The sequence below is a fragment of the Paracidovorax wautersii genome, from assembly GCF_031453675.1.
GTDB lineage: Bacteria > Pseudomonadota > Gammaproteobacteria > Burkholderiales > Burkholderiaceae_C > Paracidovorax.
In genome coordinates, this window is the sequence record NZ_JAVIZX010000001.1 from 2,239,816 (window position 1) to 2,251,511 (window position 11,696).

8 protein-coding genes are annotated in these 11,696 nt (G+C 67.8%); 3 read left to right on the forward strand and 5 right to left on the reverse strand.

Going from position 1 to position 11,696, the window contains the following annotated elements; genetic code table 11:
• Window positions 1–34: 34 nt before the first annotated feature.
• The 4 genes from QE399_RS10155 to QE399_RS10170 all read right to left on the reverse strand — a co-directional run bounded on the left by QE399_RS10155 (window position 35) and on the right by QE399_RS10170 (window position 5,792).
• The gene (locus QE399_RS10155) at window positions 35–844 is read right to left on the reverse strand and encodes an oxidoreductase (RefSeq protein ID WP_309828454.1); all 810 of its coding nucleotides are present in this window, start codon (window positions 842–844) and stop codon (window positions 35–37) included.
• A gap of 27 nt (window positions 845–871) precedes the next feature.
• A complete protein-coding gene (locus tag QE399_RS10160; protein ID WP_309828456.1) occupies window positions 872–3,982 on the reverse strand; it encodes an efflux RND transporter permease subunit in 3,111 nt (1,036 codons plus the stop codon).
• Window positions 3,975–5,093 (reverse strand): efflux RND transporter periplasmic adaptor subunit, encoded by a 1,119-nt coding sequence (locus QE399_RS10165; RefSeq protein ID WP_309828457.1) that lies wholly within the window; start codon window positions 5,091–5,093, stop codon window positions 3,975–3,977. The genes QE399_RS10160 and QE399_RS10165 overlap by 8 nt, the downstream gene beginning before the upstream one ends.
• A gap of 81 nt (window positions 5,094–5,174) precedes the next feature.
• A complete protein-coding gene (locus QE399_RS10170; RefSeq protein ID WP_309832016.1) occupies window positions 5,175–5,792 on the reverse strand; it encodes a TetR/AcrR family transcriptional regulator in 618 nt (205 codons plus the stop codon).
• A gap of 88 nt (window positions 5,793–5,880) precedes the next feature.
• Between QE399_RS10170 and QE399_RS10175 the strand changes: the two genes are divergently transcribed.
• The 3 genes from QE399_RS10175 to QE399_RS10185 all read left to right on the forward strand — a co-directional run bounded on the left by QE399_RS10175 (window position 5,881) and on the right by QE399_RS10185 (window position 10,535).
• Window positions 5,881–7,350, forward strand: a complete 1,470-nt coding sequence (locus tag QE399_RS10175) for an efflux transporter outer membrane subunit (RefSeq protein ID WP_309828458.1) — start codon at window positions 5,881–5,883, stop codon at window positions 7,348–7,350.
• 223 nt (window positions 7,351–7,573) lie between these two features.
• Window positions 7,574–7,981: a DUF2946 family protein gene (locus QE399_RS10180; protein ID WP_309828461.1), complete on the forward strand. Its 408-nt coding sequence runs from the start codon at window positions 7,574–7,576 to the stop codon at window positions 7,979–7,981.
• Window positions 7,982–8,414: 433 nt separating this feature from the next.
• Window positions 8,415–10,535 (forward strand): TonB-dependent copper receptor, encoded by a 2,121-nt coding sequence (locus QE399_RS10185; protein WP_309828464.1) that lies wholly within the window; start codon window positions 8,415–8,417, stop codon window positions 10,533–10,535.
• Window positions 10,536–10,651: 116 nt separating this feature from the next.
• Here the strand turns inward: QE399_RS10185 and QE399_RS10190 are convergent, their stop codons facing one another.
• On the reverse strand, window positions 10,652–11,683 hold the full coding sequence (locus QE399_RS10190; protein ID WP_309828465.1) for an IS30 family transposase: 1,032 nt from the start codon (window positions 11,681–11,683) through the stop codon (window positions 10,652–10,654).
• Window positions 11,684–11,696: the final 13 nt, after the last annotated feature.

Consider the following 11,696-nt stretch of genomic DNA (forward strand, 5'->3'; position numbering starts at 1 on the left):
AAGCCGTCCCGAAGCGAGGCGTGCGCCCCGGTTCTTACTGCAGTCCGAGCTGCTTTCTCAAACTCGCGTCGACGGGCCCGAAGGGCATGAAGCGCCGCAGCTTGCTCAGAAGCGATGCCTGCCCTTTGGGAGGTGCGCGCATGCGCCAACGGCCCAGGGCCGCTTCGACGATCGTGTCGGCGACCAGCGTGGGCTCCACCGCATGCTTCAGGTGAGCCGCAACGGCCTGTGACACCACCTGCCGCTCGCGGTCGTAGGCCGCGATCGGTGACTCCACTAAGGGCGAGTTGGCCTCTAGCTGCGTCCTGGTGTAGGAGGGTTGAACCAGCGCCACGCGGATGCCGAAGGCGCGCACTTCATGGTCCAGTGTTTCCGACAGCCCCTCCACGGCGTGCTTGGATGCGGCATAGAGGCCCATGTAGGGCGCCGGGAGAAAGCCCAGGACCGAACTGAGGTTGACGATCCGGCCCGCCCGCTGGGCACGCATGTGCGGCAGTACCGCCTGCGTGGTGCGCATCAGACCGAACAGATTGGTCTCGAACAGGGCGGCCGCTTCCTTGACCGTCGTCTCTTCGACCGATCCGACCAGATTGACCCCGGCGTTGTTCACGAGCACGTCGATGCGTGCGGCGCGGTCGATCACGAACTGGATGCCCCGGCGAACGGAGGCGTCCTGCCGCACATCCATCTCGAACAGTTCGACGCCCGGCAGCGGCACGGCATGGTCCAGATCGCGCACCGATCCGAAGACCTGGCAGCCCCGCGCTACGAAGGCCTGGGCGGTCGCGCGCCCGATGCCGGACGAAACGCCCGTCACGACGACGACAGTGGTGGTGTTGTGCATGTTGTTGATTCCTTGGATGGCGTCCGGTCAGTGGGCGGCGGCTGCAGGGCCCGCCGCGGTGGACGGGGCAGGGGCGCCGGCGCCCGGGGGCTTGATGCGGTACCAGATGGCGTACATCGCCGGCAGGAACACCAGCGTGAGCACCGTGCCGGCCAGGGTTCCTCCGATCAGCGTGTAGGCCAGCGTTCCCCAGAACACCGAGTGGGTCAGCGGAATGAATGCCAGCACGGCGGCCAGGGCCGTCAGGATCACCGGCCGGGCGCGCTGCACCGTGGCTTCCACCACGGCGTGGAACGGGTCCAGCCCCTCCTGCTTGTTGTGCTGGATCTGCCCGATCAGGATCAGCGTGTTGCGCATCAGAATGCCCGACAGCGCCACGAGACCCACCAGCGCGTTGATCCCGAAAGGCTGCTGGAAGAGGATCAGCGTGGGCACCACACCGATCAAGCCCAGCGGACTGGTCAGGAAGACCATCACCATGGCAGAGATCGACCGCACCTGCAGGATGATGATGATCAGCGTGATGGCGATCATGATGGGGAACAGCGGCGCCATCGCCGTCATCGCCTTGCCCGACTCCTCGATGGATCCCGCCTCCACGATCTTGTAGCCCGTCGGCAGCGCATCCCTGATGGGCTGCAGCTGCTTCGTGATCACGGCCGAGACATCCGGGGGCTGCAGTTGGTCGTCAATGTCGCCGCGCACCGTGATGGTGGGCATGCGGTCACGCCGGCGCATCACGGGCTCTTCCATGCGTACGTTGATCTCGCCGATCTGGGACAGCGGGATGCGCTGGCCCTGGTCCGTCGTGAGCGTGAAGTCTTCCAGCTTGGCCAGGTCCAGCCGGGTGTTGCCCGCGGAACGTGCTGTCACCTGCACCGTGCGGATGTCCTCGCGGACCGTCGTCACAGGCACGCCGCTCAGGAAGAACTGCAGTTGCTGCGCCACGGATTCCGACGTCAGGCCCACGGCCTGCAGCCGATCCTGCTGCAGGGTGAAATGCACGACCGGCGTGCGCACGCCCCAGTCGGAGTTCACGGTGCGCATCATCGGGCTGGCCTGCAGCACCTTCTGCACTTCCCCCGCGATGTCGCGCAGTTTCTCCGGATCAGGGCCGGAGACGCGGTACGCGACCGGGTAGGGCGAGTAGGGACCGAAGACGATCTGCGAGGCCCGCACCTGCGCCTCGGGCGCCAGTCCCCGCGCGATCTCTTCACGCAGGCGCAGCTTGAGCGCATCGCGCTGTTCCTGGTTGCCCGTTCGGACGACGATCTTGGCAAAGGACGGGTCCGGCAGCTCTGGCGAAATCGCCAGGAAGAAGCGGGGTGCGCCCTGGCCGATGTACGCCGTGACGATCTCGGATTCGGGCTGCTGCGACAGCCAGGCCTCGACCTTCTTGGTCGCCTCGCTGGTTTTCTCGATGGCGGTGCCGTAGGGCATCTGCACTTCCACCATGACCTCGGGGCGGTCGGAGATGGGGAAGAACTGCTTCTTCACGATGGCCATGCCCAGCACGGACGCCACCATGAGGGCGACCACGGCGGCCGCCACGAGCCACTTGCGGGCGATGGCCTTTCCGAGCACCTGGCGGAAGCGCTCGTACCGGGGCGTTCCGTACATCGCATGGTGGCCGCCTTCGACCTTCTTGATGTTCGGCAGCATCTTCACGCCGAGGTAGGGCGTGAAGATAACGGCGACGATCCAGGAAACGATGAGGGCGATGCCGACGATCCAGAACATGTTGCTGGTGTATTCGCCGGCCGTGGACGGGGCAAAGCCGTTGGGCATGAAGCCCACGGCGGTCACCAGCGTGCCCGACAGCATGGGAGCCGCCGTGTGGCTCCAGGCATAGGCGGACGCTGCGATGCGGTCGTAGCCTTCCTCCATTTTCACGACCATCATTTCGATGGCGATGATGGCGTCGTCCACCAGCAGGCCCAGTGCCAGGATCAGCGATCCGAGCGTGATGCGGTCGAAGTTCTTGCCGGTCGCCGCCATGATGATGAACACGGCTGCCAGCGTCAGCGGTACCGCGGCGGCCACCACCACGCCCACACGCCAGCCCATGCTGACGAAGCAGACCACCAGCACCACCATCAGTGCCGCCAGGAACTTCATCATGAACTCGTCGACCGCGCCGCTGATGTTGACCGATTGGTCCGTCACCTTGGCGAGCTGCATGCCCAGTGGCATCTCGGCATTGATGGCACTGACCTCCTTGTCGAGCGAGGCGCCCAGGTCCAGGCCGTTCCAGCCGTCGCGCATGACCACGCCGAGGATCAGCGACGGCTCTCCGCCGTTGCGGATGAGGAAGGTGGAAGGGTCCTCGTAGCCGCGCTTGACGGTGGCGATGTCGGACAGCTTGAGCGTGCGACCCTGCGCCACGATCGGCGTGTCGCGGATCTTCTGCAGCTCATCGAATGCGCCGTCCAGGCGGATGAACACCTGCGGGCCGTCGGTCTCCACCGAGCCGGCAGGCGTGAGTGCGTTCTGCCGGTTCAGCGCGGCGAACACGTCCTGCGGACTGACGCCCAGCGTGGCCAGGCGCTCGTGCGAGAGTTCGACATAGATCCGCTCGGATTGTTCGCCGACGATGTTGACCTTCTTCACGCCGGGAACGTGCAGCAGGCGCTGCCGCAGCTGCTCGGCGTCGCGCACCAGCACGCGCTGCGGCTCGCCGGGCGCCTTCAGGGCATAGAGCGCGAAGGTGACGTCGGAGTATTCGTCGTTCACCATCGGGCCTATGACGCCGGCGGGCAGCGTCCTGGCTTCATCGCCGATCTTCTTGCGCGCCTGGTAGAACTCGGCCTCCACCGCGGAGGGCGGAGTCGAGTCCAGCAGCGTGAGCGTGGTGAAAGCCAGGCCGGGGCGCGTGAAGGTTTCCGTGCGGTCGTACCAGCGCAGTTCCTGCAGGCGCTTTTCCAGCTTTTCCGCGACCTGGTCCTGCATCTCCTGCGCCGTTGCCCCGGGCCATGCGGTCACGATGGTCATCACCTTGATGGTGAATGCCGGGTCTTCCGCGCGACCCAGCTTGAGGAAGGCCGCCAACCCCGTCAAGGAGATCAGGATGATCATGAACAGGGTGATGGAGCGCTCGCGAACCGCCAGCGCCGAGAGGTTGAAGCGGCTTTCACTCACGGGCAGCCCCCGTCGATCCGTGGGCGGCGGGCGCCTGGCCGATCGCCTGCACCTTGGTGCCCTCGGTCAGCAGATGGGCGCCCAGCGCGACGATCCGGTCGCCCTGGTTGAGCTTGCCGGTGACCAGTGCCCGCTCGTCCTCGATCTGCGCGATGGCCACGGGCTGGCGCCTGACCTGGTCCCCTTCGATGACCCAGACGGCCGGCCCTTTGCCTGCATCGAGGATGGAGGCCAGCGGCACGCTGATGCGGGGTGCGGCCTTGCCATCCGCGCCGCCCAGGCGCACGGAAACGGTGCTGCCCAGCAGTGCGTCGGCAGCCCCCGGGCCTTCCAGCACATAACGCGCCTCGAAGGTGCGGGTCGTCTTGTCCGCGGCGTTCGACAGCTGGCGCAGGCGCGCCTGCACCGCCACATCCTGCTGGCCGAACAAGGTGGCCTGCGCCACCGAGCCCAGGGCAGGGCGCAGCGTTTCAGGCAGCTGGACGACGGCTTCCCGCTTGCCTGCGCGGGCGATGCGGGCCACCGTCTGACCGGCTGCCACCACCTGCCCCGGCTCTGCCAAGGTCTCCATCACGATGCCGTCGGCATCGGCTGCCAGTTCGGCGTATCGGCTGGCATTGCGGGTGACCGACGCCTGCGCTTCCGCAGCCTTGAGCTGGGCCCTGGCGGAGTCCGCCGCGGCCTTGATCTGGTCGTAGGCCGAAGCGGAAATTGCCCCGGTGCCCTGAAGGTCCCGGTAGCGCGTCTCCTCGTCGATGGCCTGCTGGGCCCGGGCCCGCGCCGCGGTCACCGCCTGGTCTTGCGCGTCTGCGGCCAGCTTCAGGTCGATGGGGTCGATGCGGAACAGGGGCTGGCCCCGCTTCACGGACTGGCCGGTATCGACCAGCCGCTCCGTCACCTTGCCTGCAACGCGGAATCCGAGGTCGCTCTGCACGCGGGCAGCCACCGTGCCCGTGAAGGTGCGCTCGGCGCTGGTGCCGGTGGACACCGTGACCGTCCGGACGATCGGCGTCTGGGTGCGGGGGTCTGGTGGGGGTGCTTTCCCGCACGCGACCAGCGCAAGCGGCAAGGCGCCCAAGGCGGCGATAGACAGATAACGGTGCCCAAGCATGTGAGTCCTGTGGAGTGAGAGCAGGACCGCATTCTGTGATTGGTGACCAAATCTGTCAATGGTCACGAAGAATTTGTGGCGCTAGGGTGAGAGACTTCGCAAGGCGAGGGCGGCCAAATGGCCTGCGGCTTCGTCCGCATGCTCCAGGCTGTGCTGCAGCAGCAGCGGATTGAGGTAGGGGCGCAAGACCAGGTAGATGGCGCGGCCCGTTTCATCCAGCGGAGTCTTGCGCTCGAAGTCACCTGACTGGCGACCCTCTTCTAGGATGTCCTGCAGCAATTGCTGAATGCTCTTCTCGTAGGCCAGGGCAGACTGCCAGCGCTCGGTGGCGGCCGACGTGGCGATCTCGTAGAGCTTTCGGTCCTCGGCAAACAAGCGCAGGGTGGTGCTCACCGCCGTGCGGAACAGTCGGCGAAGCTTCTCCGGTGGGGAATCCGCCTGGGCGACGGCCTGCCGGATTTCAGCATCCATCTCCATCAGGCAGTTGGAGCAGATCTTTTCGCCAATGACCTGCTTGGATTCGAAGAACTTGTAGATGTAGGCCTTGGAAAAACCGATGGCCTTGGCCAGGTCGGACACCGTGGTCTTTTCGTAACCGTAGCGGCTGAAGTGCTCCTTCGCTGCCGTCACGATCTGCTCGCGGACATCGTGTTCCAGCGGGCCGCGGCTGGAAACCGGATAAAGGGGGGTTGTGCTCATGCCGGCAAGCTTACTCCCCCCGGAAAAAAACACAACAAGTGACCATATTGGAATATAGTCACGGCATTTCCATGTCTTGAGCGTCACCATGTCCCGTTTTTCCACCCTCGTCTTTCTCGGTCTGGCCGGCCTTGCCACGGGCTGCGCGGTCGGCCCGGATTACCAGCGCCCTTCCGTGACCCTGCCGCCGGCGTACATGGGCGGGGCGGTGCAGGCAGGCGCCGGGCCGTCGGGAACCGCCGCGGCGACCGATATCGCGGCCTGGTGGGCCAGTTTCGAAGATCCACAGATCGGAAGGTTCGTCACCGCGGCGTTGGCGCAGAACCTGGATCTGGCCCAGGCTTCGGCGCGCGTGCTGCAGGCCCGCGCGGGGCTCGACGCTGCCGGCGCCGCGTTGCTGCCCTCGGGCAACGTGAGCGGGCAGGCCGCCCGCAGCTACCAGTCCATCGAGACACCGTTGGGGCGTGTGCTGGACGCCACGCCCGGCTTCTCCCGCTACGGCAGCGCCTACGAAGCCAATCTGGGCGCCAGCTGGGAGCTGGACCTGTTCGGGGGGCTGCGGCGCAACCGTGAGGCATCGCTGGCGGACTACCAGGCGTCGGACGCCGGTGCCAGCGCGGTGCGCCTGGCGGTGGCGGCCCAGGTGGCAGACACCTACCTCCAGATCCGCGGCCTGCAGGCCCGCTTGGACGTCGCCCGCAAGCAGGTGCAGACACAACAGCAGCTGCGTTCCATGGTGCAACTGCGCTTGAACAAGGGACTGGCTCCCGAACTGCAGTTCCACCAGGTAGAGGGGGCTCTGGCGCAGGCGCAGGCGACGATTCCCCCGCTGGAAAATGCGCTGGAGGCCGCCATGAACGCCATGGACGTGATGCTGGGCGCGGCACCGGGCACGCACCGGGCGGAGCTGTCCGACCTGCGGCCGATACCGGCCGTCCCGTCCCTGTCGCTGAACAGCACGCCCGCCGATCTGCTGCGCCGGCGCCCGGACATCATCGCCGCAGAGCGCCGGCTGGCCGGTTCGAACGCGCGCATCGGCGCGGCCATGGCCGAGTACTACCCGAAGATTTCGCTGTCCGGATTGATCGGCAGTGCGACCTCCGTCTCCGCCGGCAACTTCCTGTCCAGCGGTGCATCGCAGGCCACGGCCGTGGCCGGCCTGCGCTGGAGGCTGTTCGACTTCTGGCGCATCGATGCACAGATCGACCAGGCCAAGGCACAGGAAGCCGAGTCCCTTGCGGCGTACCGCCAGACGGTGCTGAGGGCCACGGAAGACGTGGAGAACGCACTCGTCGCCCTCGCCAAGCGGCAGGAACAGAAGGCCGTGCTGGACCAGGGCGTGGACGCGTTCGGCCGCGCCCGCCAGTCGTCCGGCGCGGCGTACGAGAAGGGCGTCGTCAGCCTGATCGAGGTGCTGCAGGCCGATGAAAACCTGCTGAACGTGCAGGATGCCCAGGTCGTCGCCCGCACGGAGTCGGTGCGCTCCGTCGTGGCGATCTTCAAGGCGCTGGGCGGAGGCTGGAATCCTGCGGAGTCCGAGGTGGTCGCGCGCCATTGACGCTGCCGCATCGGCGGCGCGGACTCCCGCAGGCTGCGGACGCCGCTGTGCTCCCGCCTGCGTTGCAGGGCGCTTCTCTCTGCCTGCAGGCCTGCGAAGGAGCCGGCGGCGCAGAGCGGGGCATGGCCGTCGCGGCCCGGCCGTGGGCCGAGTTGACCGGCATCAAGCAATAGTGTCCCAGGGAGGCGCGCGACCGGGGAGCGGCCAGATAATCCGGCGCACCATGCTGTCCATGCTCCGCCGCCAACGCCGCCTGACCCTCGGGGTGCTGGGCGCGTTCGTGCTGGTGCTCATGGCGGCCCTGGTGACGGCCGTGCCCACGCGCAACGCCTTGCCCCTGCCGCTGGAGATCTGCACCGGCACCGGCACCGGCACGGTTGCCCTGTGGCATGAAGGGCATGGCGATGCCGGGCTGGATACGGAGGCCGGCACGGCGCCAGGCCACCATGCCGATCCGGCGTGCGTGCTGTGCCTGGCCTGGACGGCGCCGCCTGATGCTCCGGTGGCCGCCTACCGCCCGCCCGTGCCGGGCGGCGAGCCGTTGTGGTGGCTGCGCTCGGCCCCGCAGGCCGAGCGTTTCACGGCACGCCCGCCGCCTCTGCGCGGCCCCCCTGTGTCGGCCCTGGCCTGAGCGCCCCGTGGCGGTGCTTTCCTAGGGCCTGTTCACCCTCTTTTTGCCAGTGCGAAGGCTTCTCCCGCCACGCCCATCTAGGCGCGCGACGACGCCAAGGCCGGGGCCTTGGCCAGAAACGCAACGACGAGTGGCCTGGCGGGGAAGGTTTTCCCTTCAGGTTGCGATGCGCATGGGCCATCCGCGACGTTGCCAAGCCTCGCTGGGGCCGCACCCCAGCGTCGTTTGTCGCCTGGTGCTGGGCCCTGGGGCATCGCAACGCATCTGGCAAAAATAGGGTGAGCAGGCCTCGCACAGAGCGCGGCCGGGGGCGCCGCGCGCCGCCCGCTGCGTGCCAGCGGCCGGTGCGGTTCCCCGCCTTTCCCTTCCATTGAAGACATGCGCGCCGCGGCCGGATGGTCGTGCGCCGCGCGTGTTCGACCAGGGCCTGACCATGCATTCCGTTGACCGTTTCTCCAAGGGATCCCGTTCCCGATTCTCCTGCCGCCCCACGCCATGTCTTGCGGCGGCGCTGCTGTGCCATGCGCTGGCCGTGCAGGCGCAGCCGTCCGCTACGCCGCCCCCGCGCGATGCGCGGGCCTTGCAGGAGGTGGTCGTCACCGCCGTACACGACGCCTCCGCCGTCACCGTGGTGGCCGATCCCAAGCAGCCGCGCCAGCCGGCGCCGGCCAGCGATGCGGCCGACTACCTCAAGAGCATTCCGGGCTTCTCGGCCATCCGCTCCGGCGGCTCCAACGGCGACCCGGTCTTTCGCGGGCAGTTCGGCTCGCGCCTGCCCATCCTGACCAACGGCACCACGCTGCTGGGCGCCTGCCCGGCGCGCATGGACGCGCCCAGCTCGTACATCGCGCCGGAGACCTATGACGTGCTCACCGTCGTCAAAGGGCCGCAGACCGTGCTCTGGGGGCCGGGCGCATCGGCCGGCACCGTGCGTTTCGATCGCGAGCGGCCCGACCTGGGCGACAGCGGCGTGCGCTTCAGCGCCAGCGCGCTGGCGGGCTCCGCCGGCCGCAACGACCAGAACATGGACCTGGCCGTGGGCAACGAGCGCCTCTACGCCCGCGTGACGGCCAACCATTCCCACGGGCAGGATTACCGGGACGGCCACGGCCGGACCGTGCCGTCGAAGTGGGACAAGTGGAATGCCGACGTGGCGCTGGGCCTGACGCCCGATGCCGACACGCTGATCGAGTTCAGCGCCGGCAAGGGCGATGGCGAGGCGCGCTACGGCGGCCGGGGCATGGATGGCAGCCAGTTCCAACGCGAGAGCGCAGGCCTGCGGTTCAAGAAGGAACGCCTGTCGCCCGTGCTCGCCCAGCTGGAGGCGCAGCTCTACTACAACGACGCCGACCATGTGATGGACAACTTCACGCTGCGGCCGTTTGCGCCGTCGGGCGGCATGTCCATGCCCATGGCCAGCAACGTGAGGCGGGCCACCACCGGCGGGCGCGTGGCTGCCACGCTCACGCCGTCCGAGCACTGGCAATGGGTGGCGGGCGCGGACTTTTCCCGCAGCCGGCACGACACGCGCAACGGCACGGCCATGGTCTCGTACCGCGGCAAGCCGTGGGTGCGCGACGCGGAGTTCACCGGCGTGGGCCTGTTCACCGAAGGCACCTGGCATGCCGGCGACAGCGGGCGCCTGGTGGGCGGGCTGCGCCTGGACCGGGCCGTCGCGCAGCGCGTGCCGGCGGGCGTTTCGGGCGGCATGGGAATGGGTGGAATGGGCGGCATGGGCGGCGCGGCGGCGGCGGTGGCCAGCCGCGACCGCCGCACCGAGAGCGCCCTGCCCAGCGGCTTCGTTCGCTGGGAGCAGGGGGCGGCCGGCAGTGCGGCCACGTGGTATGCGGGCGTCGGCCATGTCCAGCGGTTCCCTGATTACTGGGAGCTGATCTCGCCGGCCAACAGCGCGGCTGCGGCGGGCGATGCGTTCAACGCGCTGCGGCCAGAGAAGACCACGCAGATCGATGTGGGGGCGCAGTGGCGTGGCGCCGCGTGGCAGCTGTGGACTTCGGCCTATGCCGGCCGCGTGGCCGATTTCATCCTGTTCGACTACGGCAGCGGCGCCAGTGCGGTACGCAATGTCGACGCCGCGACCGCGGGCGCCGAGCTGGGCGGCAGCCTGCGGCTGGCGCCGGCCTGGACTTTGCAGGGCACGCTGGCCTACAGCTGGGCCCGCAACACGACAGACCGCCGGCCGCTGCCGCAGATTCCGCCGCTGGATGCCAAGCTGGGCGTGGCCTACCAGCAGGGGCCGTGGTCGGCCGGTGCGCTGTGGCGCCTGGTGGCGGCGCAGCACCGCGTGGCGCTGGGGCAGGGCAATGTGGTGGGGCGCGACTTCGGCGCCAGTGCCGGCTTCGGCGTCCTCTCGCTGCACGGCGGCTATGCGGTCAACGCGGGGTGGAAGCTCACGGCCGGCATCGACAACCTCTTCGACAAGGCCTACGCCGAACACCTCAACCTGGCCGGCAACGCCGGCTTCGGCTTTGCGGGCGGCACGCGCATCAACGAGCCGGGGCGCAGCGCCTGGGTGCGCGCGGACGTGAAGTTCTGAACGATCAGGGACGCGGGCTGGCGGGCGCGCCGGCCCTTTTTTGACGCTATAAAGTTGGTAGCTGCTGGCGCTTGATTAATGGGGGCGGTTTCAAGTCCAAGTGCAACAGTGCAAGCTCAGATCACCTCCTCGGGCGCCAGTGTCAGGCGAGCCAGATGCTCCCCATACACCTGCAGCGGCGTACGCCAGCCCAGCGTCTGGCGTGGCCTGCCGTTGAGCAGGTCTGCCACCGCGTCCAGTTGTTCCTGGCTGTAGACGCTCAAGTCCGTGCCCTTGGGCAAAAACTGGCGCAATAACCCATTGGTGTTCTCGTTCGTTCCTCGCTGCCAGGGCTTATAGGGATCGCAGAAGTACACCCGCACGCCTGTGATGTCAAAGAGTGCCTGGTGCTCTGCCATCTCCCGCCCCCGGTCGTAAGTGAGGGTTTTGCGCATGGGCGCAGCAATGGCGTTGAGCTTGTCGCTGAAGGCCTGCAGCACATGCGCTGCAGTGCCCGGGTTGGGGTGGGGCAGCTTGACCAGTACCACCAAGCGCGTGGTCCGCTCCACCAAGGTCCCTATGGCACTGGCGTTGTTCGCCCCCTTGATCAGGTCCCCCTCCCAGTGCCCGGGAAACTGGCGGTCGCGCACCTCGGGAGGCCGCACGTGAATGCTCAGCAAATCCTCTACCTCCTTGCGTCGGTCCAGGCCTTTGGAGCGGGGCCAGCGCTTGGAGTGGGCCATGCGCAGGCAAGACACCAACTCCTTCTTAAGCTCTCCGCGCGGCTGCGCATAGATACAGGTGTAGATGCTTTCGTGGGATGCGTGCATGCGGGGGTCATCAGGGTAGTGCTGGCGTAGCGCTGCCGCGATCTGCTGGGGCGACCAGTACTTGTGCCGCAGCCAGTCCTGCACGACAGGCAGCAGAGGGCCTTCACTGTGCAGTTTAGGGCGAGCCCTGCTATGGATGCGACGACGGGTGCAGCGCTGCTGGGCGAACCTGCTGACATAGCCACCGCCGCCCCTGTTGCGGGCTATCTCGCGGCTAATCGTGCTAGGGCTGCGCCCCAGGGCCCGCGCGATCGCTCTCAGGCTCAGGTGCTGCTGCAAGCCTAGCGCGATGGCATGTCTTTCGCTCGCGTCCAGTTGTTCGTAGGTCTTGGTGGTCATGGCTCAATCTGAA